At 47.0% G+C, this 23,125-nt stretch carries 21 protein-coding genes and 1 other annotated feature; of the genes, 13 read left to right on the plus strand and 8 right to left on the minus strand.

The window, feature by feature from the left end; genetic code table 11:
- Positions 1-4 precede the first annotated feature (4 nt).
- Positions 5-610, minus strand: coding sequence for a hypothetical protein (locus KNQ09_RS13615; RefSeq protein WP_050678446.1), 606 nt, complete (start codon positions 608-610; stop codon positions 5-7).
- Positions 611-640: 30 nt separating this feature from the next.
- The gene (gene argS, locus KNQ09_RS13620; protein ID WP_214858817.1) at positions 641-2,323 is read right to left on the minus strand and encodes an arginine--tRNA ligase; all 1,683 of its coding nucleotides are present in this window, start codon (positions 2,321-2,323) and stop codon (positions 641-643) included.
- A gap of 60 nt (positions 2,324-2,383) precedes the next feature.
- Positions 2,384-2,602: a binding site (T-box leader), on the minus strand.
- Between the two features lie 129 nt (positions 2,603-2,731).
- Between argS and KNQ09_RS13625 the strand changes: the two genes are divergently transcribed.
- Positions 2,732-4,408, plus strand: a complete 1,677-nt coding sequence (locus KNQ09_RS13625; protein ID WP_214858818.1) for a GGDEF domain-containing protein — start codon at positions 2,732-2,734, stop codon at positions 4,406-4,408.
- A 36-nt stretch (positions 4,409-4,444) separates the two neighbouring features.
- Positions 4,445-5,206, plus strand: coding sequence for an alpha/beta hydrolase (locus KNQ09_RS13630; RefSeq protein ID WP_251138211.1), 762 nt, complete (start codon positions 4,445-4,447; stop codon positions 5,204-5,206).
- Between the two features lie 58 nt (positions 5,207-5,264).
- On the opposite strand, the gene trhO is transcribed toward KNQ09_RS13630, so the two are convergent.
- Positions 5,265-6,179 carry an oxygen-dependent tRNA uridine(34) hydroxylase TrhO gene (gene trhO, locus KNQ09_RS13635; protein WP_082627445.1) on the minus strand — a complete coding sequence of 305 codons (915 nt, stop codon included), beginning with the start codon at positions 6,177-6,179 and terminating at the stop codon, positions 5,265-5,267.
- 238 nt (positions 6,180-6,417) lie between these two features.
- Here trhO and KNQ09_RS13640 point away from each other — a divergent pair, with 238 nt between their 5' ends.
- The 4 genes from KNQ09_RS13640 (at position 6,418) to KNQ09_RS13655 (ending at position 10,180) form a co-directional block, all read left to right on the plus strand.
- Complete coding sequence (locus KNQ09_RS13640; protein WP_023469681.1) at positions 6,418-7,065, plus strand: TVP38/TMEM64 family protein; 648 nt, start codon at positions 6,418-6,420, stop codon at positions 7,063-7,065.
- Positions 7,066-7,328: 263 nt separating this feature from the next.
- Positions 7,329-7,655 (plus strand): DUF485 domain-containing protein, encoded by a 327-nt coding sequence (locus KNQ09_RS13645; protein ID WP_023469682.1) that lies wholly within the window; start codon positions 7,329-7,331, stop codon positions 7,653-7,655.
- Positions 7,652-9,208 carry a solute symporter family protein gene (locus tag KNQ09_RS13650; protein WP_075642919.1) on the plus strand — a complete coding sequence of 519 codons (1,557 nt, stop codon included), beginning with the start codon at positions 7,652-7,654 and terminating at the stop codon, positions 9,206-9,208. Before KNQ09_RS13645 ends, KNQ09_RS13650 begins: the two co-directional genes overlap by 4 nt.
- A 114-nt stretch (positions 9,209-9,322) precedes the next feature.
- Positions 9,323-10,180 (plus strand): sulfite exporter TauE/SafE family protein, encoded by an 858-nt coding sequence (locus tag KNQ09_RS13655; protein WP_064300678.1) that lies wholly within the window; start codon positions 9,323-9,325, stop codon positions 10,178-10,180.
- Between the two features lie 55 nt (positions 10,181-10,235).
- On the opposite strand, the gene KNQ09_RS13660 is transcribed toward KNQ09_RS13655, so the two are convergent.
- Entirely contained in the window at positions 10,236-11,612 is a 1,377-nt protein-coding gene (locus tag KNQ09_RS13660; protein WP_064300679.1) for an alanine/glycine:cation symporter family protein, read from the minus strand.
- A gap of 144 nt (positions 11,613-11,756) precedes the next feature.
- Between KNQ09_RS13660 and KNQ09_RS13665 the strand changes: the two genes are divergently transcribed.
- The 3 genes from KNQ09_RS13665 to KNQ09_RS13675 all read left to right on the plus strand — a co-directional run bounded on the left by KNQ09_RS13665 (position 11,757) and on the right by KNQ09_RS13675 (position 15,221).
- The gene (locus KNQ09_RS13665) at positions 11,757-12,974 is read left to right on the plus strand and encodes a PucR family transcriptional regulator (protein ID WP_029342896.1); all 1,218 of its coding nucleotides are present in this window, start codon (positions 11,757-11,759) and stop codon (positions 12,972-12,974) included.
- Positions 12,975-13,095: 121 nt separating this feature from the next.
- Positions 13,096-14,220 (plus strand): alanine dehydrogenase, encoded by a 1,125-nt coding sequence (ald, locus tag KNQ09_RS13670; RefSeq protein ID WP_064300680.1) that lies wholly within the window; start codon positions 13,096-13,098, stop codon positions 14,218-14,220.
- 140 nt (positions 14,221-14,360) lie between these two features.
- Positions 14,361-15,221, plus strand: coding sequence for a tetratricopeptide repeat protein (locus KNQ09_RS13675; protein ID WP_064300681.1), 861 nt, complete (start codon positions 14,361-14,363; stop codon positions 15,219-15,221).
- A gap of 3 nt (positions 15,222-15,224) precedes the next feature.
- Here KNQ09_RS13675 and KNQ09_RS13680 read toward each other — a convergent pair whose 3' ends face one another.
- On the minus strand, positions 15,225-15,872 hold the full coding sequence (locus tag KNQ09_RS13680) for a diacylglycerol/polyprenol kinase family protein (protein WP_064300682.1): 648 nt from the start codon (positions 15,870-15,872) through the stop codon (positions 15,225-15,227).
- Positions 15,873-15,987: 115 nt separating this feature from the next.
- On the opposite strand from KNQ09_RS13680, the gene KNQ09_RS13685 reads away from it, so the two are divergent.
- Positions 15,988-16,611 carry a DUF1836 domain-containing protein gene (locus KNQ09_RS13685; RefSeq protein ID WP_023469690.1) on the plus strand — a complete coding sequence of 208 codons (624 nt, stop codon included), beginning with the start codon at positions 15,988-15,990 and terminating at the stop codon, positions 16,609-16,611.
- A gap of 45 nt (positions 16,612-16,656) precedes the next feature.
- Here KNQ09_RS13685 and KNQ09_RS13690 read toward each other — a convergent pair whose 3' ends face one another.
- Both KNQ09_RS13690 and KNQ09_RS13695 read right to left on the minus strand, forming a co-directional pair.
- Positions 16,657-17,133 (minus strand): LURP-one-related family protein, encoded by a 477-nt coding sequence (locus KNQ09_RS13690; protein WP_023469691.1) that lies wholly within the window; start codon positions 17,131-17,133, stop codon positions 16,657-16,659.
- 171 nt (positions 17,134-17,304) lie between these two features.
- Positions 17,305-17,691: a restriction endonuclease gene (locus tag KNQ09_RS13695; RefSeq protein WP_230088865.1), complete on the minus strand. Its 387-nt coding sequence runs from the start codon at positions 17,689-17,691 to the stop codon at positions 17,305-17,307.
- Between the two features lie 303 nt (positions 17,692-17,994).
- On the opposite strand from KNQ09_RS13695, the gene KNQ09_RS13700 reads away from it, so the two are divergent.
- Complete coding sequence (locus KNQ09_RS13700; protein ID WP_214858819.1) at positions 17,995-20,130, plus strand: ATP-binding protein; 2,136 nt, start codon at positions 17,995-17,997, stop codon at positions 20,128-20,130.
- Entirely contained in the window at positions 20,130-21,194 is a 1,065-nt protein-coding gene (locus KNQ09_RS13705) for an SDR family oxidoreductase (protein WP_251138212.1), read from the plus strand. The genes KNQ09_RS13700 and KNQ09_RS13705 overlap by 1 nt, the downstream gene beginning before the upstream one ends.
- 51 nt (positions 21,195-21,245) lie before the next feature.
- Here the strand turns inward: KNQ09_RS13705 and KNQ09_RS13710 are convergent, their stop codons facing one another.
- Complete coding sequence (locus tag KNQ09_RS13710; protein ID WP_064300686.1) at positions 21,246-22,637, minus strand: TrkH family potassium uptake protein; 1,392 nt, start codon at positions 22,635-22,637, stop codon at positions 21,246-21,248.
- A 160-nt stretch (positions 22,638-22,797) separates the two neighbouring features.
- Between KNQ09_RS13710 and KNQ09_RS13715 the strand changes: the two genes are divergently transcribed.
- The gene (locus KNQ09_RS13715) at positions 22,798-23,037 is read left to right on the plus strand and encodes a hypothetical protein (protein ID WP_023469697.1); all 240 of its coding nucleotides are present in this window, start codon (positions 22,798-22,800) and stop codon (positions 23,035-23,037) included.
- Positions 23,038-23,125: the final 88 nt, after the last annotated feature.

Raw genomic sequence — 23,125 nt, forward strand, 5'->3', positions numbered from 1 at the left:
TTGATCAGAGATAACGGACAAGCGATGCCTTGACGACATCTACTTGTGTGAAGTTCGTCTCTTCCGCGAATGTTTCGATGACTTGACGGACATCCCCTTGACGACGTACGAAGCTCGTCGGGACTGGTGTCGTACCGACAAGTTGCTCATGCAGACTCGTCAATCGATGATCATCGATGATCGTCGTCATCAAATCAAGGAACAAGAGAACATGCAGACGGTTCAAATAATCCCATGGTTTGTCTTCCGAACGGAATTCATTACGAGCGAGCCATTTTTTCAACCCGATCGCATCGATTTGACTCAACGTCTCTGTCGTACGTGCCGACTTCCAAAGCGTTAACAATTCCCCCAGTTTTTTTCGTGTCTGTTTCTTACGCATGAAGAATTCAAAATTATCTTTCGTCCGTAATGCGTCTCCTTCAATCGGAGCAATCAAATCAGCTTCCGGCGCCGTCACGAAATCGTGAACGAAATCGACAGACTCTCCCGGTAACCAAGCAGCGACTTTCCCGTGAAAATCAGCCATAAAGGCGACCGTTTCTGCCAAAGGCTCCTGCTTCATCTGTGAAGCAGCTTGCTGTAATCGTTCTTTCGTCTCAGTCTTCATAATCTACCTCTTCTTATTCGTGGATTGGTCTTACATTTCTTCTGGAGCGCCGACACCAAGCAAACGAAGACCCTCTGTCAAGACGATCGTGACCGACTTGACGAGTGCAAGACGCGATTGTTTTGCTGCGTCATCTTCGAGAACACGGACGTGTCCGTAGTATTTATTGAAGCTTTGTGCAAGATCTAAGACGTAGCGGCTGATGATTGATGGCTCGCGACGTGTGAACGCGCGATCGATGACCGTCGAGAATTGGTTTAGCATCGAGACGACACCCCATGCATGATCATCGGCACTACCAGCGAATGGTGTGCCATCATAGCCACCTTTACGAAGCAACGAGTGCGCACGGGCATTCGTGTACTGGACATACGGTCCTGTTTCGCCTTCGAATTTCAACATCTGCTCAAGATCGAACTCGATGTTGTTCATCCGTTCGTTCTTCAAGTCGTGGAAGATGACGGCGCCGACACCTACTTGACGAGCCGTTGCTTCGGCATTCGCTAAGTTCGGATTTTTTTCCGCGATGTTTTGCTTCGCGACGTCGATCGCTTCTTGTAGTACTTCTTCAAGTAAGACGATCCGACCTTTACGCGTCGACATTTTCTTTCCGTCCTTCATGATCAGACCGAACGGCACATGGTGCATTCCGTCGACGTTCTCAAATCCAAGTTTCTTCAAGACTGCGAACAATTGCTTGAAGTGAAGCGCTTGTTCCCCACCGACGACGTAGAACGCTTGCTCAAAGCGGTACGTTTCGAGACGATAGACAGCAGCTGCTAAGTCACGTGTCGCATAAAGCGTTGCGCCATCTTTCTTTTTAATCAAGGCAGGTGGCATACCTTCTGCTTCGAGGTCGACGACCATTGCCCCTTCTGATTCGACGAGGAGATCTTTTTCTTCGAGCAAATCGATGACGTGTTGCATCTTATCGTTGTAGAAGGCTTCTCCGTTCAAACTATCGAATTTAACACCGAGCATCTCATAGACACGGTTGAACTCGACGAGTGAAACTTCACGGAACCACGTCCAAAGCGTCGTCGCCTGCTCATCACCTTGCTCGAGTTTTTTGAACCAGAGACGTCCTTCATCTTCAAGAGCTGGGTTCGTTTCCGCTTCTTCGTGGAACCGGACGTATAATTTCAACAATTCCTTGATTGGTTCTGCACGAACTGCCTCTTCCTCACCCCACATCGTGTAAGCCACCATCAATTTCCCGAACTGTGTTCCCCAGTCCCCTAGATGGTTGATCCCGACGACGTCGTACCCTTTTTTACGTGAGATTTGGTTGAGCGCGTTCCCGATGACCGTCGAACGCAAGTGACCCATCGAGAAAGGTTTCGCGATGTTTGGCGCTGAGAAGTCCGTGACGATCGTTTTTCCATTCGCTTCACTTGATCCGAATGCCTCTTTCTCCGTCAGGACTTGGTTAACGATTTCTTGCGAGACGACTTCCCGGTTCAAGAAAACGTTGATGTAAGGACCAACAGCTTGAACGTTCGAGAACAACGGCGCGTCAATTTTTTCTGCGAGCTCCGAAGCAATCATGTTCGGTGCTTTACGGAATGCTTTCGCGAGCATGAAACATGGGAATGCTAGATCTCCATGATCTTCATGTTTCGGTTGCTCGATCAGTTGTTCGATTTGTTCAACCGATAAGGCACCTTCCATGACGTGATGTAATACTTCTGCATACTGCGCTTTATAACTCATCTTTATTTCCTCCTGCTTCACTGATTTTTTGGCAATAAAAAACGCCCCTTGCGCCACGCGCAAAGAGACGGAATGACCGCGGTACCACTCTTCTTGGTGTCATTTCGACACCCACCTTGTTCGGGGATAACGGGGTTCCCCCGGCTACGCCTTTTCCATCAGGAATCGGGTAGCGTCTCAGAAGTGCGTTTCACGACCGGTTCGTCCTCAGGCTTCCACCATTCCCTGATTCGCTAGTTGACGAATATCAACCGTTACTCTCTTCATCATCGACTGTATTCGATATCTTTCACATTATACGCAATTCTTTCTTTTCTCTCAACCTTATTTTTTTGGTAAATGGCTTATCAAAATTTCCACAATTCGGGTATAGGAATAAAAGATACTTCTCAGGGGGAGGGATGTTTCATGCGCTACTACCAACATGTAGCCCGGACGAGCTGGATCGTCTTCGGTCTCGTCGCCTTGACATTATTAGTGATCGGCATCGTTCATCCACCAACCTTCCATCCTTCTGTCTCCATCATCAACACCCTTTATTTATTCGGACTCGTTCTCCTGTTTCAGTTCGATAATGTCCGTCGTGGTGGCATTTACTATACATTCCAAGAAGGAATTATCTTATTTTTATTCCTCAATTACGGTTTAACGTACGCCTTGATTTTAAGCCAAATCGGTATTCTCGTCTTTCAATTCATGTCCCATCGAAAAGCGATTCGTTGGAAACGTTTCGTTTATCTTTACCCGATCAATGCCTTATTCGATTTAGTCTACATTTCGCTTCCGGCCTTTGCGTATTATGCGCTCGGCGGACCGATCGGCTCAAACTTTACGTATACGAAAGCCTTGCTCCCTTTCACCGGCTTTTTGATCACCGTCTTCCTTGTCTCTTACTTCCAATGTCTGTTCGTCAATCGCTTCCTCTACTTGAAATACGATTGGCAACGTCTCGTAAAGCTTCAGTCCCTCGTCTACGGGATTAGCATGTTAAGTGCTCTACTTGGAATCTGGTTCTACGATGAAAGTCCGCTCGTCGCGGCTACAGTTTCCGCCTTGATTCTCTTTTTGTTCAAACGTCTGTTGCAAGAGCGTGGCGACTCCCTTGAAGCAAACGATAATGCGAAGCGATTCGATGATGCGAAGGAACACTTGTTGATTTCCCGCTTCGAACGCGAGACGATCGATTCACTGCTCCTCGATTTACCACATCTATTGCCGTTTTCTGAAGGTTGGATCTCAATTCAACAACAGCGGAAACAAGTCATCTATAATATCCGGACGAAACAACCGATTGACGTGTTACCACTGTTTCATTCCTTGTCAGCCGACGATTTGCATACCCCGATCATCTATGGGCTGCGTTGCGACTGGGGAAACGATATTCAAATCGGATTGCCTGTCGATCGTCACTCGATGCTAGCGATTCCTTCGATTACGAGCGGAGAGGTCGATGTTTCGATCATCCTGTTCCATCAAGTCGCAGACGCCTATGATGTGACGAATGCCGACGAATTATCTCGTTTGCTCCGTATCTTTTGTCGCGTCTTAGAACGCTCACGTGAAACGGTCCAACTCTATACGGAAAGTCGGACCGATGCCTTGACCGAGTTACCGAATAGTCGTGCTTTTTATGAACACGGTCGGCAGGAATTTGCCGCTGACTGCTATCCGCTCTCCGTGATCCTGTTCGATATCGATCATTTCAAACGTGTCAATGATACGTACGGTCATAAAGTAGGCGATCTCGTCCTTCGTGAACTCGGTCGACGTATCAAGGCGATCCAATTACAATATGATGATGTCTTTGCTGCTCGTTATGGTGGGGAGGAATTCGTACTTCTGTTGCGAAATGGTAGTCAAGAGGCTGCTATCCAGATTGCCGAGACGGTCCGCCATGCGGTCATGGATCGTCCCTTCCTCGTCGATGGTCACCGACTGTCCTTAACGGTCAGCCTCGGAATTGATACAGTGGAGGAAAGATATCAACGGACGTTCGAAGAATCGTTACGTCAAGCCGACCATGCACTCTATGTCGGCGGAAAACACAATGGACGCAATTGTACCGCGCATTATGCAAATCTTTGAAAGGTCGTGACTCTATTGTCGATTACGGAAATTGAAATGACGCTACCGACATCACAAGCTCACCGGACGATTCGGATTCATCGTCCGCCCCATTTAGATCCTTCTGAAGCGTTACCGGTGATTTATATGCACGATGGACAAAACGTCTTCAGTGGAGAAACCGCCTCGTTCGGAAAAGGCTGGGAGATTCATCTTGCGCTACAACAAACACAGATTCCGGCAATGGTCGTCGCGATCGACAGTCCAGAAGACGGCATGGACCGTTACGACGACTACGCGCCTTGGAGTGATGAAGCTTTATTGATGCGGACTGCCTATCCTTCGCACCGGAAATCGATCGGAGGAAACGGTAAGGTCTATATGGACTGGATCATCCGCGAGTTAAAACCATACATTGATGCCAACTACGCGACACGTCCTGATGATACGACGATGATCGGCAGCTCGATGGGTGGCGTCATCTCGCTCTATGGATTATTCGCGTATCCGGAAGTCATCACGCGTGTCGCTGCCCTGTCGACTGCCGGATGGGCAAACTTTTCCTCACTCCTTGAATTCATCGAGCGCAGTCCGTCGCTGTCTACTGCCCATCGCTGTTATATGGATGTCGGGACAAAAGAAGTGAGTGGTCCGATGACGGAGACAGATTATTTACACACAAATGATGTCTTAGCACGCGCGGTCGAACAGAAACTTACTCAAAGTCGCTATACGATCATCCCGGAAGCGATTCATCATGAAACCGCCTGGGCGAAACGTTTACCGGATGTTTTGCGTTACTTGTTTCCTTCCTCGTGAATACACAAAAAGCCGGGCGATTTCTACTAAAGAAATCTTCCGGCTTTTTACGCGTGCCTTATACTAATTCTTCTTGTTGCTCTTTTTCATAACGGTTGCGCGGATGCTCCCGGCATTCATCGGAACACGAACGCATGACTTTTGGTTCGCATTCTTCACAGCAGAAGTGCTGTCGATTACATTCCGGGTTTGCACAATTAACGTAGCGCGTCTCCGGTTTTCCACAGTAGTAACATTCTGAGACGACAGAAGGATTGACGGCATTGACAGGAACTTGTACACGCTCATCAAAGACGTATAGTTCGCCTTCCCAGTCTTCTCCTTGCGTCTGTTCATCTTTTCCGTACATGACGACTCCGCCTTTAAGATGGAAGATATCATCACTCTGTTGCCGTTTACGGAAGTACGCCGTGAATTTTTCACAACGAACGCCACCCGTACAGTATGTGAGAACCTTTTTCCCTTCAAACAAATGCTCGTTCTCGTCAAGCCACTCCGGGAATTCCCGTGAAGCATCGACATCCACTTTTACAGCATTCTTGAAGTGTCCGAGGTCGTATTCATAGTTGTTGCGTACATCGAGAATGACGACATCATCTTGTTTCATCATTTCTTTCCACTCTGCTGGTTCAAGATACGCAGCGTGTTCTTCTGGTACGTTGAATTCATCCTCAAAACGCCATGTGACGAGTTCTTTTTTGTAACGGACGAACGTCTTTTTGAAGGCGTGCCCTTCGACTTCATCGATTTTGAATTCGATGTCAGCGAATCGTGGATCCGCCGTCAAGTCCTTCATGTATTGTTCCGTTTGTTCGACCGTTCCAGAGAGTGTGCCGTTGATTCCTTCTGGTGCGATCAAAATCCGACCTTTAATACCGAGCTCTTTACAGTAAGCAAGATGCTCTTTCGTTAGCTGTTCCGCATTTTCGATCGGAACATACTTATAAAATAATAGTACGCGATAAGGTTTCATATTCCTCATTAGCCCCCATGTCAGTTTTTTGCAGTAAAACGAACGTTGGCAAACGAAGCGTCTAGCTATTGACTAGCTGGGAACGCCTGCAAAACGCACCCATTTAAGTATAATACCAACTCCCTTTCGAATGTACAATCTACAATTCCTGAATCCCTTTCAAGGAATTTCATTCCCTTTCTGAATCAGAAAGAGGTAAAATAAAACACAGTAGTACATCTCGCAAGGAGGATTCCGAATGCTCCATACACTTCGTGACTGGATCGAGCAGATGATTTTCTTTCTCCAAGACTTACCTGGAGGAGCTGCCACCGGTTTGATTGCCCCGTTTCTTGAGTCTCTATTTCCTTTCCTGCCACTCGTCCTGATCATTTCCGCGAATGCGGCAACCTATGGTTTTGGTATGGGTGTTCTCGTATCATGGGTCGGGAGCATGCTTGGATCACTCGTCGTCTTCGCTTGTATTCGATATCTATTTCGTCGTCCGGTTACGCGTTGGCTTGAAAAACACCATGCCGCACAACAGTGGATCGAACGTGTTCGTCACATGAGTCCCATCTCACTCGGATTCTTTTTTTCACTTCCGTTCATGCCTGCGTTCATCATCACGTCCATTTCCGCCATGATTCAACTATCGCTGCGGACGTATTTGATCGCTGCTGGTGCCGGTCGTCTGATCGTCGTCATCATCTTCTCGCTAATCGGAAAGGAATGGTCCACGTTTCTTGAACGTCCGATGCGTCTTGTCCTTCTATTTTTGATTTTACTCGCCATCTGGGGAGTCAGTCGCGGTACGGAAGAATGGCTGAAGCGTCGTGCGCTCTCAAAACGTGCGGATCATTTACGGGAAATCGAAGATAAGATCGAACGTCCATCTGAAAAATGACTCAAGCCTGTCTATGCTTCCATAGGCAGGCTTTTTAAGTTGTTCTCATTTTCCGGGTACTAGGTCTTTTGAATCATTTTCCGACATAATTAATATATAAAAATAACGTTCAAACAATGTTCAATATTGCAAACGCTTACATTAAATTGGTATGACCAATATTAATATAATAATGAGCTTTTCTTCTTAAAAATTAGGATAGCTTTTCCAGAAACGACATCCTTATAATGAATTTACATTCATTCCTTAAAGGAGGCGTCCTCATGCATCAAGTGTCCGAAGTTCAAAAAAATGAAGCGACTCAATCCGCTCCAGCAATCGTCGAGAGCGCTACTTTTCAACAATTGATGCGTCAAAAGAATGGCTTCATTCTTCCAGCCATCAGTTTCTGTCTTATTTTTTATTTTACGCTTCCGATTTTAACAAGCTACTTCACGATTTTAAATCAGCCGGTGTTCGGTGATATTACAGGTGCTTGGATCTTCGCTTTTGCTCAGTTCATCATGACGTGGACGTTCTGCATGATGTACAGCAAAAAAGCACGTGCCTTTGATCGACTCGTCGAACAGATCAAGGAGGAGTCGAAATGAATTATACTGCCGTTGCCTTATTTGCGGCGATCGTCGGTTTGACGCTCGTCATTACATACTTTGCTGCTCGTAAAACAAAAACTGCTAACGACTTTTATACAGCGGATGGTGGACTCACTGGTGCACAAAACGGGATGGCGATTGCCGGCGACTATATGTCTGCTGCCTCGTTCCTCGGAATTGCTGGAATGATCGCTTTAGCCGGATTCGACGGATTCTTCTACTCGATCGGCTTCCTCGTTGCCTATCTGGTTGTCTTGTACCTCGTTGCCGAACCACTTCGGAACCTTGGGAAGTACACGATGGCGGATATGATTGCCGCTCGTTTCAATGCTTCAAAAGTTCGAGGAGTCGCTGCCATGAACTCAATCGCGATCTCGATTTTCTATATGATTGCGCAACTCGTTGGTGCGGGTGCCTTGATTGAACTGTTATTAGGAATTCCTTACACGACAAGTGTCATCATCGTCGGTATCTTGATGACAGTCTACGTTGTCTTCGGTGGTATGACGGCGACCTCATGGGTCCAAATCATCAAAGCGATTCTCTTGATGGCAGGAACAGCTGTCATTTCGTTCATGGTATTCGCCAAGTTCGATTTTTCGATCTTCAAGATGTTTTCAGAAGTCAAACAAGCGACACCGCTCGGTGATTCATTCTTGAATCCCGGAAACAAGTTCAAATTACCGCTCGATACGATTTCATTGAATCTCGCACTCGTTCTCGGAACGGCTGGATTACCACATATCTTGATTCGTTTCTTCACTGTTAAGGATGCTCCAACTGCTCGTAAATCCGTCGTATATGCGACGTGGATCATCGGTGCCTTTTATATCTTGACGATCTTCCTCGGCTTTGGTGCCGCTGCTTTCGTCGGTTCTGAAGATATCATTGCTGCCAATGCTGCTGGTAACATGGCGGCACCACTTCTCGCTCAAGCACTCGGTGGTGATTTACTCTTCGCGTTCGTTGCCGCGGTCGCCTTTGCGACGATCCTCGCCGTTGTTGCGGGACTCGTCTTATCCGCAGCATCCGCCTTTGCCCATGACTTCTACAGTCATATTCTTCGCAAAGGACAAGCAACGGAAAAAGAACAGATGACGGCAGCACGACTCGCTTCCATCGCCGTCGCCTTGATTTCGATGGTACTGGCATTGTTCGCGCAAACGATGAACGTCGCGTTCCTCGTTTCGCTTGCCTTTGCTGTCGCGGCAAGTGCCAACTTGCCAGTCATTCTCTTGACGATCTTCTGGCGCCGTTTCAATACTGGCGGAGCTGTCACAGGTATGGTCGTCGGGTTATTCTCTTCACTGATTCTCGTCGCACTCAGTCCAAACCTTTGGGCAGTCGACGGTTCAGCCTTGTTCGTCGGGGAAGCCCTCTTCCCGCTGACGAATCCAGGAATCGTCTCCATCCCGCTTGGCTTCCTCGGAGCCATCGTCGGAACATTGTTGACGAAATCGAACGAAGTTGCCGGTAACTTCGAACGTATCGTAGTCAAGGCCAATACCGGTATCGATGCAGCCGCAGAAGTCGCCGCGTCAAAAGAATAAGTTCCCCTTAACGGCTCCTTCAACCCCCTTGAAGGAGCCGTCCCCTTTTACATTCTTCTCATTCATTGCCATACTAAGTGAAGAATAGAGAAGAAAAGGAAAGGAAGACTGTACATGGATCTCGCTTTTTATTATTTCTTAATCCTCGGATTTTTCATTGGAATCATCTCCGGCTTTTTCGGAATCGGTGGCGGTATCATCTTGACGCCCCTACTACTCATTTTAGGATATGCTCCAAGCGTTGCGATCGCGACCAGTCTCATGTTGACTCTCGGATCAACGGTTTCAGGTACGCTCTCTCACTTACGCCTTAAAAATGTCGTCTGGCGCGATAGCCTTGTCGTCGGTGGTGTCGGAATCATCGGTTCGACGATCGCGACACCACTTGTCCTTCGTTTAGAGGAAGTCAACGGTGCTCATCTCGTCATCTCGATCGTTTATATCGGACTCCTACTCTACTTCGCGAATAAGTTCTTACGTCCGAAAGCAACGACCGGAGAACAGACAGGTTGGAAAAATCGATATCTTGCCCTTGCCTTTACTGGTCTGTTCGCTGGATTCATCTCTTCGCTTCTCGGTGTCAGCGGTGGATTCATCATCACACCGTTACTCGTCGGGATTGTTGGCTATGAGTTGAAACGTGCGGTTGGAACGAGTATTGCCTCCGCGTTACTGATCGTCCTATCGGGACTCGTCAACTATACGGTCGCGAGCACGAATATCGATATCCTCGTCGGGATCATGCTGATTGTCGGCGCCTTGCTCGGAGCACCGATTGGCGCGAAGCAGTTGACGCATTTCGAAAGTCCGTTCGTCAAAAAGTACCTTGGTATCTTCTATTTGACAGTTGCGGTCAGTGTCCTACTCGAAGTCATCGGCTGGAACGTCGCTTCACTTTCCGTTCTCGTTGCGCTTAGTTTGATTTTCTTACTGACACTCCTCGTCTACAGCCGTCGTCGAACGAATGGATGAATCGTCTCATCAGAAAAGCGGTGATGCCCCTATCAGGTATCACCGCTTTTTTCCGTTAAGCCACTCGTTTGTGACCGGCTCGTTCATAGTCTCTCGTTTGTTCAATGACTAAGTGCGACAAGAACAACATTCCAACCAAGTTCGGAATCATCATTAATCCATTGGCAATATCCGCGACCAGCCACAACGGTTCTAATTGCGCGACCGCACCATAACAGGCTGCGAGCGCAAAGAACACGCGGTATCCTTCGTTGAAGCGTGTCGTACCGCTCAAGTACTCCAAGCACTTCTCTCCATAGACATACCAACCGATGATCGTTGAATAACCGAAGAAGAAGACGGAAAAAGCGACCGTCCATTCTCCAAATGATCCTAGAACACTCGCAAAGGCGGTTGCTGTCAGTGCTGCCCCGGAAAGATTCGCATCATGCATCATACCTGAATGTAGTCCACCTGATGGATCCCAAAAACCTGTCGTCAGAAGGACGAGTGCCGTCATCGTACAAACGATCAAGGTCACGATGAAGGTACTCGTCATCGAAATCAATCCTTGTTCGACCGGACGCTCACTTTTCGCAGATCCGGCAATCAATGCTGCTGTCCCAAGTCCTGCTTCGTTCGTGAAAATACCACGTGCTACACCGACTTGCATCGCCATCATGATCGATACACCGGTGAAGGCTCCTGCAGGCGCAAGCGGCTGGAAGGCGTACTCAAAGATTAAACCAAAGGCTGGTAGAATCTGATCCGCCTTCAATATTAAAAGGACACAAGCGGCACCGATATAAAGTAAGCTCATGATCGGAACAAAGATCGTCGAGATCGCACTGACGCGTTCAAGTCCACCACGAATCGATACATAGACCGCAATCGCGAGCAGAATGCCGAACAATAGCAGCGGCACACGGAAAGATTGCTCAAGCACCGTTGCCATCGCATTCGCTTGCACCGTATTCCCAACACCAAATGATGCGATCAAACCAAATACCGCAAACAGGATAGCGAGTAGTTTAAATTTAGGTCCTAGTCCCTTCTCGATATAATACATCGGTCCACTGACGGCTTCGCCGCGTTCGTTTCGACTTCTAAAGAGAATGGCAAGGAGGCTTTCTGCATATTTCGTCGCCATTCCAATTAAACCGATGACCCACATCCAAAAGACTGCGCCCGGTCCGCCCATCGTCAAGGCGACTGCGATCCCTGCGATGTTTCCGTTTCCGATCGTCGCCGCGAGGGACGTCATCAACATCTGAAAGCTACTGATTTCACCTTCACCTTGCCCTGATTTTTGAACAGATAATTGAAACGCTTGTTTTAAACGCCGAAACTGAAGACCACGTAAGCGGATCGTAAAGTACACTCCTGTTCCTACCAACAACATCATACTCGGAATCCCCCAGACCCAAGCCGATATCAGACGTAACACTTCCATGCCATTTCATCCTCTCTCTCTTTTCCGAGGCTTAACGTAGCATGTAGTTGTGTTTTCTTACAATACAAAAGAATACTTTTTGTGATTTTACACAATAGAAGATATACTAAAACTATCGAGTGAAAGAGAAAGAAGGGAAATCCCATGTTAGAAGCTTCATATCATTCCTTAGACGACTTAGCGGAAGCGATCGGTATTGCCTTGAATGCCCCGATTACGATTGAAGATCGCAATCACCGCCTTCTTGCGTATAGTACGCATACGGCTGATACAGACCCTGCCCGTGTCGCAACGATCATTGGTCGCCGGGTACCGGAATCGGTCATCGACCAACTCTGGAAAGATGAAGTCATCCAGAGCCTTGCTACACAAGATGATCCACTCATTATTTCTGCACGCACCGGTGTCGGACTGAATGACCGTGTCGCTATTGCGATCAAGCAAGATTCAGAAATTCTCGGCTATATCTGGTCGATTGCGCGAAGCACTCCGTTTACTCCGTCGGAATTAGCCGATTTAAAGAAAGGAGCTCTACTTGCTCAACGTCAGTTGCTGGCGATCGACATGCAGAAAAAACGGAAGGAAGAACAGACGGAACAGTTCTTCTTCGAGTTATTACATGAAGAACTATCCGAGTCGGAAATCTTGAAGATGTTCTCTAAACTCCATGTCGCACCACCCGGCATCAGTCGTTTGACGGTCATCCGTTTTTCGGAAGCGATCACACCACGCCTCGCCGATCGCCTGCGCTATTTATTGACGATCCAGCAGACGGTTCGTCCGTTACTTTATGCGTATGATGAGACGGATTTCATCTTGTGGATCAGCACAAACGATCGCGACGCAGAACAAGAGCGTCTGCAGTTCGATGCCTTCATCCAGTCGTTCCGACAACTACTCGCAGAGCGATTTGATTATACGGACTTCGTCGCAGCAAGTAGTGAAGTCTTCACGGGCGTCCAAGCGATTCCCGAGCGCTATGAAGAAGCGGGCATCGTCTTGCGTTTGAAAGATGCCTTTCCATTTGAGCTGAAGAACGTGACCCGTTACGAACGTCTCGGCCTATTCCAACTCTTACCGATTTTCTCGGAGCGTCTGCGACGGCGGACGGTTCGCTTGGAAGAAATCGAACGTCTGCGTGCTTACGATGTGAAACATGCTTCCTCCTTATGTGAGACGCTAGAATGGTTCCTTCATTATGATGGGAACGTCAAACAAGTCGCCTCTCATCTCCATGTCCATCCGAATACGATCCTCTATCGGATGCGACGGATCGAGGAGGAAGCGGGCATTCGAATGGAATCTTTACCTGAACGCTCCTTACTTTATTTGTACCTAAAAGCAGACCGATATCCTTTGTGATTTTACACAAAGGATATCAGTTATTTTTGAAAACGCCGATAAAGTAGAACGCTTTCATTTCTCGTATACTGAAGAAGAAGAGAAATTGATTTGTTTATTTGCGAAAGGGGATCGCGTTCACATGATCATTGGAGTATTAAAGGAAATCAAAAACAACGAAAACCGTGTTGCATTAACACCTGCCGGGGTAGCAGCGTTACATGCACAAGGACATCGTGTCATCATTGAATCAATGGCAGGTATGGGGAGTGGCTTCACGAACGAAGAGTACGTCAAAGCTGGTGCTGAAATCATCGCGACTGCTGCTGAAGTCTGGGCAACAGCCGAACTTGCTTTAAAAGTTAAAGAGCCGATCGCTTCAGAGTACCAATACTTCCGTCCGGATCTGACATTATTCACGTATCTTCACCTAGCGGCTGAGCCAGAACTGACACGTGCACTTGTTGATTCGAACATCACAGCAATCGCTTACGAGACAGTTGAAAAGAACCGCACTCTTCCATTGTTAACACCAATGAGTGAAGTCGCAGGACGTATGGCATCGCAAATCGGTGCACAGTTCTTAGAAAAACCACACGGTGGTATGGGCATCCTGCTTGCAGGTGTTCCTGGGGTTCGTCGTGGAAAAGTCACAGTCATCGGCGGCGGTGTCGTCGGAACGAATGCTGCGAAACTCGCGGTTGGTCTCGGTGCGGATGTCACGATCATCGATGTCAGCCCAGAACGCCTTCGTCAGCTCGATGACATCTTCGGTAACTCGATCAACACGTTGATCTCCAATCCGTACACGATTGCTGAAGCGGTCGCTGAGAGTGATCTCGTCATCGGTGCTGTCTTGATTCCAGGTGCAAAAGCACCGAAACTCGTCACTTCCGACATGGTCAAACGCATGAAGCCGGGCGCTGTCATCGTTGACGTTGCCATCGACCAAGGTGGTATCTTCGAGACGGTCGACCGCATCTCGACGCATGATGACCCAACATATGAAAAATTTGGTGTCGTTCATTACGCGGTCGCGAACATGCCAGGTGCTGTTCCACGTACGTCTACACTAGCATTGACGAACGCAACGCTTCCGTATGTCCTTGAGCTCGCGAACAAAGGCACACACCGTGCGCTTGCTGAAAACGATGCTCTTGAAAAAGGATTAAATGTCGCGCAAGGATTCGTCACGTACGAAGCGGTCGCACGCGATCTCGGATACACGTACAAATCCGTTGAAGATGTGCTTCACCTACACGCATAATCTTGAAAGTAGAAATAGTCGATGATTCCTTTTTGAGGAACCATCGACTATTTTTTTTACTTCTTGAGGCGCCACTCGGCTTGTCATATGATGAGAAACGAAGACTTATGATTTTGAACTAGTAGAGGGGATCTCATTACATGACACAAACCATAACCGCTCATTCTCATGAACTTCAGAGCCACGTCGCTGAAGTCGCGTTACTCGAAACACTGACATCCGATACAGAAGAGAGCGTACGTATTGCCGCAACTGAGCGCTTACGTGTTCTCATCCCATCTCATCCATTGCTCAACATTGCTACAGCTCATTCTCTTTACTTCAAGAACGAACACACTCAAGCGCGCCGGCTGATCGAAGAGACACATCAGCAACTCGGCGAACATGTGCAAGGATACATCCTCCTCGGTATCATTAGTGAAGATGAAGGATATATGCACGAAGCAGAACAGTTTTTCCTTTCAGCCATCACACGGTTCCCTGAAGAGCCAGCAGGACATCGTTTCCTTGCCGTCCATTACAATCATCGTCAATTTTATGGGGAATCCGCCATTTATGCGTTTACATATTTAAAGAAGGTTGGCGCATCTGGAATCGATACGCTGATGGCCATTGATTCCATCCAACAACTGGACGGTCATTCGATCGACATATTGGAAGCACTCTATTCCTTAATCCTTGGCGTATCTCATCTCGACAAAACCACCGTCTTTCATGCGACAGCTTCTGTCAATCAAAGTATTCAATATGAGAAGCTGCATGCTACATTGCGCGAAGACAGCGACGAGACCCTCTACGCTAAACTCGACGAATGCCTTTCCAACATGCTCGAGCATGGCTTGTTCGCAGCTGTTTATGACGATTCCGAAGAAAAGATCTATCGCCATGTCTTTCAGGATATGTGTCGGGATATGACCATCCGTCATGCAGGTTGGCGTGCGTATCCGGACTATATTCGATTACGCTTTCTCTATTTCAAACAATTGTTGTTACGCGACTGAACGTCAAAAAGCAAATGCGACGAGTGCCGCGATCGTCCATGGCAAGATCAAGTTGTCGAGATCGCGATATGAGATGGCTTCGATCAAGGCTGCGATATTCGCAAGCAAGAAGCCATAACTGACAGCGAGCCAAACCGGTTGTCCATAAAACAAGAACGTCACGGTCAACACGAGGAATGACGCCAAAAATAGGGCGATACTTCCTTCAAAGGATCGTTTCGTCTCACCACGGACGTAAAACGTCTTTCCGTAGCGTTTTCCGACGAGAGCCGCGAGACCGTCACCCCAAGCAAGCACCATGCTTCCCGCAATGAGCGCCATCGGCTGTCGCTCGAAGAAGAACAGGACAAGTCCCGCTAGAGCGAGTGGATAATAGACCGTTCCGTAAGAAGGACGATCGACGTCGTGCATCTGACCGATTCCTTTTCGTAGTGTCACTAGATTCACGACAGCAAAGAATAACAACGGTACGATCGCAACGTACCAGTGATCCAGCCAGAGCAGCGCAAGAAATACCCAGTGACCGACAGCAATATGAATCCATTTTCGAACCGTCTCGGGAGAAAAGCCGAAACGGCGTCCAATGACTTCCAGGATGACGAGAACTAGCCCGACGATTCCAATCGTGCCAAGAGCAGCTATCCATTCCATCGTCATTCCCCCTTTCTTTCCTATTATTGTACGTTGTTTCAGTTGCCATTTGCCCTATTGAACCTTCATTTGATAACATAAGGTCAAATGACGTCCTAGAGAGGAAGTTTTGGAAATGTATGATGCTCAAGCAGTCCAAACATTATCAAGTTGTCTGCAACGCCTAAATGAAGGAAAAGGAATCGAACCCCTCGTCGCAACGGAAGGCACAGAATTGCCGAAGGTCATCAATCGCTTGAAGCAATTCGATCCATTAAAAAATGGTCTATCCATCAATGAAATCGTTCATTTGGCAAATGCCCTGATTGGTGAACATATGTCAGCGACGACGATCCAGAACTGGACGAAACGTGAAGTCCGGGACATCATCGGCGTACCGCATCGCGGAAAGAAGTACTCGATCAATCAGGCTTCGATCATCTATTTACTGGATGATTTAAAACACCTCTTCTCGTTAGAAGAAACACGAGAACTGCTGACGATCGTCTTCAAGAATCCGAATATTGATGAGGATGATTTAATCAGTCCGCTTAATTTTTATCTCGTCTATACGCAACACGCGGAGACAAGTGGTCCGATCGAATTGACGGAGAAGCGTCTCAGACGCTCGCTCGAGCGCATTAACGCTTACCGCCCTGAAACTGTCCACGTTCTCCAACTGTGTCTCTATGCCCGTCGTGTATCGCATTTAACACACGAAGCGAAACAACGCCTCCATCATGTTCTGCAAACGACATGATGAAAAAAAGATGCCATCCATGTCATGGAAGGCATCTTTTTTTATTTAGACGGCTGTCAGTGATTTATAGTGGACGTTGTTCGTCAGACTTTTCAAGACAGAGAGTAGTTCGTACATCGAGAGTTTGTCCGCATCCTTGACGAGACGGTACTCATCACCGTCTTGCAACAATTCAGCAACGACTTCTCCAGCTGCACTCCGTACGGAGAATTTTCCTTTTGTCAGGTCGAAGGAAATCGTGAATGTACCACGCTCATACACGTTGTACTCACATTTCTTCGAGAAGAGCGAAAACTTCTCACGCATTTGACCTACCTCTTGTCCATCATGGTTCATCACGACCCACTTCTTACACGTCGGAATGAACTTACCAAACGCTACCCCTCTACCTTCACCATTCATTACTTGAACACGACCATTCTCGTCGTGTTGAACCGCACCGATCATTTGGTGCGCTTCATCATAAATCGCGGCATGACCTTGCGAAAAAACGCAACCCTGCACATAGACAACTTTGCGCAACAGAAATTCTCCTCTCACTGCTAAAACGTGCTGGTTTTTCGTCCCCAGTTTATTTAGACATCCTGTATAGTTTAACTTTCTTTATCTGTATGATATTTCGTTAACGAAAATGATTATTGCACCGTTTCTCCAAATTGACAACCCCCTTTTGTCGACAATCATTCGACATGTTCAATGCAGGTTCATCTCCTTTGCAAATGCGAGCAATTCTTCCCGATCAATGAGGCGAACCTGATTTGGTTCAGCTAGCTGATACGCAGCTTCCGTAAAGGTCGAATTCGTAACGACCCACCCCTCGTCCATCCCGTAGAATGGAACCGAGGCAGCGACCTGTTGAACCGCTTCGAGCCCTACAGCCGCACTATATCGCTTTGCCTGGATGGCAATCTTATACCCTCGTTCATCCTCTATCAACAAATCTGCTCCGAAGTCGCGTGAAGCAGGTGTCAACTCGACCCGATATCCTGCTGTTTCAAATAAATCGGCAAGCCATTCTTCAAATTCTCGTCCTTCCATTCGATCGAGTCGTTTTTCAAGCGACGGCGTTAAAATGGACAAAAGAAGAAAAAGGATACACCCTACTATACTGATGATTAAGATTAAAGGTTCCCAAGAACTCGAAAAAAAATAAGTTCCGAAAATTCCTATCATTGCAAACAAAGCTGCTAGTAACAATCGTTTTCGTTTTAATCGTTTCATCGTGCTTTTCCCCTCTACTTCGTCGTGACCTTTTTTTCACTATACTAAAATTCTTCGTCGGTTGCTTCCTTCAACAGGAAACACGACTCGTCTTGCAGAAGTAAACTAACGAGGAAAGGCTGTCTTAAAATCCATGGTCGAAGACCAGTCAGGAGGTAGCTCATGGCAGAACATTCATCTCCTTCATCGCTACGAATCATTCACGCGACGTTACGTGCTATGAAAGACCCTGTTCTTCTTGTCGATGCAAATGGAAGGATTCAATTTCATAATGACGCGTTTCAACACCAGTTCATGAACACTCCAAATATCGAAACCGTTCAGGAGCTGTTTCCCATCACGGATGATTTCTTTCCATTACAGAAGGAAGCCGTCATTTCAACGACACATCAATTAACAGTCACAGCGATTGAAGCGACGGACTATTTTCTTGTCCATGTCGCTCCCTTGAAAATCGAGGACTTATTCAATTCAACACTAGATACTGCTCTATTCATCACCGACTCGGAGTTTCGGATTCAAACTTGTAACGAAGTGGCAAGCACCTTATTCCGTTTCGAGCATGCCGAAGACATCATTGGTCTCCAAGCGACGATTCTACATGATGCGAAGGAAATCGCTACCCGCCGTCAACATCTCGAACAATTGAACTTAAAAGACTTATCGGACGCGCAACTGTTTTTACTGCATGGACGGGAAGCCGAAAATGAATGGACCTATCATCGTTTGGATGGCTCAACGTTCCATGGACGCCTTTATATGACACGGTTACCAAACGATACGTACTTCCTGCTCATTCAGGACATCACACCGCAAAAACAAATCGAATGGCATCTAACGAAAAGCGAACGCCGCTTCCGACTCTTCTCGGAATCCGTCGTTGAAGCCGTTATCTTTCATGACCACGGAATCATCATCGATGCCAATCGCGCAGCAGAAGTCATTTTCCGGACGAAACTTGAGAAAATGAAAGGTAAGATGACGCTTGAATTGATTCATCCGGATCATCACGCGCGTGTCTTGCAACGCATCGAGGAGCATCGAGAAGAACCATACGAAGTTCTCGGTCAACGTGCCGACGGAACCTCTGTCGAAATCGAAGTCTTCCCGCGTGAAATCATCTACAACAACATCCGGATGCGTGTCGCCGTCGTTCGTGATATTACCGAACGAAAAAAGATTGAGAAAATGCTTGAACGCGAAAAAAATGCCATCATGCGTCAGCGTGATATCACACAATCGATTCTTCAAGCATCCAATGAAGGTTTCCTACTGACAGAAGAGGATGGGAGTTTCATCTTCATGAACGTCAAAGCACGCAAATTACTCGATGTCCCAGGCATTGCACCAAGTAAGATTCAAGAACGAATCAGTCTGATTCCGAATCTCGATTTGAACACTCGATTCGAGATGCTCCGACAAGTAGAAGAATTACTCGCCGGAAAACATTCTGAACTATCGTTTCGTTTCACGTTACAGCGACCAAATGAGTCCAGTCCACTTTATTTCGAATTTTATGCGACTGCGATCAAAAAGGAGAAGAGTCGCATTTCTCGTCATGGCTTCCTATTTGTTTTCCGTGACCGGACAGAGGAAGCGAAGATGGATCAAGTAAAGGACGAACTCGTCAGTACAGTATCGCATGAGTTGCGCACGCCACTGTCCTCCATTCTTGGCTATATGGAATTACTACGATATAAAAAACAATCGGCTGATCGAATCGAACGTTATGTTGAGATCGTCCACGAAGAGACGAAACGATTGACGAAGCTATTAAATGAGTTTTTAGACATTCAGCGTCTAGAAGGTGGAAAACAGGAGTATACCTTCACGTCGTTCTCGTTGCGCGATCTTCTCGCATCAACCGTCGATGCCTATGGCGAGACCGTCGAGACGCATCGAATTGATCTAGAACTACCAGAGGATCCTGTTCTGATTTTTGCGGACGAGCACAAAATCAAGCAGGTGATCTTGAACTTGCTTTCGAACGCCATTAAGTATTCTCCACAGGCGGATCATATTCGAGTCATTCTTTCAGCCAATCCGGAACAAGCAACGTTCTCTGTGACGGATTATGGACTCGGTATTCCACAAAATGCTTTTGAAAAGCTCTTTACGAAATTTTACCGGGTCGATAACTCAGACATCCGGAAAATCGGCGGAACCGGCCTCGGACTTGCCATCTGTAAGGAAATCATCGAATCGCACGGAGGTGCGATTTCCGTTGAATCAGAAATCAATGATGGTTCGACCTTCACCGTTGTACTCGAACGTGATCCAAGAAAGGAATGGAATTGATGCGGACCTACTTTATGACGGGTTTCCCCGGTTTTTTAGCGACCAAACTGATCGAACAACTGGCACGTGTTCCGGACCAAATCGCTTGTTTTCATTTGCTTCATTTACCGTCAGAGCGAAACGCAGCTGTTAAGCGACGCCAGGATCTTCTAGAACGTACATCCTTACGACCGGAGCAACTTGTATTGCACGAAGGCGATATCACGGTCGAACAGCTTGCTTTATCATCAGAGGCTCGAATGATGTTGCAACAAGACGTCACACACATCTTTCATCTCGCGGCGCTATATGATTTAGCAACAGCATATGAACCTGCCTTTCGAATCAATGTGATCGGTACCGCGAACGTGACACAGTTTGCTCATACGTGTCGGACCTTAGAGCGCTACATTTACTTCAGTACAGCGTATGTCTCGGGTCTTCGTTCCGGAATGGTTCTAGAAGATGAGTTACAAGCTAGTACCTTTAAAAATGCTTATGAAGAAACGAAATATTTAGCAGAAGTGCGTTTCCGTAAAGAAATCGGAACGATTCCCTATACGATCATCCGTCCTGGGATCGTCGTCGGTCATTCCGAAACGGGCGAAACACCGAAGTGGGATGGGGTGTATTTCGTTTTGAACGCGATGCGTCTCCTGCAATCCTTCGCCCCTCTTCCGTACCCAGGTCGAGCAAACGCACTCGTTAATCTCGTGCCCTATGATTACGTCATTGAAGCGACCGCTTATCTCAGTCATGCACCGGTCGGAAGAAATAAGACCTATCATCTGACAGATCCATTCCCACATGGCGCACGCGCGATTTTTGAGATGTTACACGTCGCCTATTATGGACGTTATCCGCGAGGAATCGTTCCGTTTCGACTCGTCAGCACGGCATTGACTCCAGCTGTCGCAAAACGACTTCAGATGCAACGGCAGACACTTGACTACTTCATTCATCCCGTTCAATATGATACGACACATGCCTTACGTGACTTACGGGACACTGGTATTATTTGTCCAGATCTTGCAGAAACGATGCCTCGACTCGTCCAGTATTATCAAACACACGTGACACACTAAAAAAGTCCAATCGTTCTTCCACAAGGGAAGTCGATTGGACTTTTTTATCGGTTACCCGATCAACATATTTTCTTTTGGATAACGAATCGTCCGGTCTCGTTGCGTCGCGAACGTGAACAGAATCGTCAAGGAGCCGACACGTCCAAGTAGCATCATAAACATGATCAAAAACTTACCAAAGCTATTGAGCTCAGCTGTTACGTTCAAAGAAAGACCAACTGTTCCAAATGCCGAAACGGTCTCAAAGAATAGACCAATAAAGGAAATATTCGGCTGGGTCAACGCCAGGAACGTCGTAATTAAAGCGATGAACAATAAACTGAAGACAGCAATCGCGTATGCCTTTTGAATCGCTTGCGTCTGAACAGTCCGTCGCATCAGAACCGTTTCACGCTGTCCGCGGAGATACGTCCAGACATTTTTCAAGATGACCGCTGCCGTCGTGACCTTGATCCCGGAACCTGTTGATGCGGAACCTGCCCCAATGTACATCAAAACCATCATCAAACCGATCGAGAGCGGCACCATCGTCGTTAAATCGATTGTCTGGAAACCAGCCGTTCGTGTCGTGACGACTTGGAAAAATACGATATGGAGCGCACTGAAGAACGATTCATCTTTTAACGAACCCAAGTTCGAAACCCATTCGTAGAGCATCATTGCTAAAACACCTAGTCCATTGATGACGAGTAGTGATAGCACCATCAATTTAGAATGGAGCGAAATTTTCTTGAAGTTTCGTTTTCCAGCGATATCCGCGATGACCGTAAAACCAAGACCACCGATCATCAAGAGCGCTGCAATCGTCAGAATGAATGTCGTATCTTGTTGAAAGCCAATTAGGCTATCCCCCCATAAAGCAAACCCTGCGTTGTTGAAAGCAGAAACTGCATGGAACAAGCCATAATACAATGCTCTCCCAAAGGTATATTTGTATTGAATGAACAAGTCTAATGCAATCAAGAGCATACCAATCATCTCAACGACGACCGTCGTTAAGATAATGTTACGAACGAGACGAATCGTACCGCCCGGACTATCGAGGTTGAACATTTCTTGGATGATGATCCGCTGACGAATCCCAATCTTTCGGCCCGTGACGCTGAGTAAGACGAGTGCAATCGTCATGAATCCAAGACCCCCGATTTGGATGAGCAGCATGAGAATGATCTGCCCGAGCAGATCGTAGGATTCTGCGATGTTGATCGTCGATAACCCGGTCACTGTCGCCGCAGAGGTGGCAACGAATAAACTATCGATGAAAGAGACCGCTTGCCCCTCGTTCTGAGAAATCGGTAACCATAATAAAAAACCACCGAGCAAAATCGTCAATGTAAAACCTGTCGCAATGAAGCGTGCCGGTTTATCAAACAGCTGATGATACATCAATTCACCGAAACGCCCGAAGCGTGCGAGTCGTGAACGTCTTTTATGCGAGAACATCTTACTCCCCCTAGATTGTTTTCAGACAGAATTGTCTTTATCATACTCCCTCGAATTAAGAAGTTCTATCGAAATATGCAATCGACTAAACGTTTTCGTATTTTTTTGGTAAACTAGATAAAAGTGGACGTGTAATCATTAAAGGAGGTTGAGGGAAACAGTGGACCCTAAGACGGCTGATCATTCGATTGAGGATGTCTGGCGAAGGCTGGAACGACAATCACAATGGATGCCTGCGCAATTGTATTATCAATTCGAGGAACTCTTATCATTACATTTGGAGCAACCGATTCTAAATGAATTGTATCAAGTGTTAAAAAAATACGACGTACTGACCGATATAGAGCGTGACGAACGAAACGAAAGCATTCAAATGCTAATCGACGAAAACGGCGCTTGATTCTCGGTTTTTGGATTTCCGAGCAGAAGAAGTGTCTTCTGCTCTTTTATTTTTCGTTCCTATACGGATTACATACAGAAAGGTGGCA

This window comes from Exiguobacterium sp. s191, from assembly GCF_018618955.1.
GTDB lineage: Bacteria > Bacillota > Bacilli > Exiguobacteriales > Exiguobacteriaceae > Exiguobacterium_A > Exiguobacterium_A abrahamii.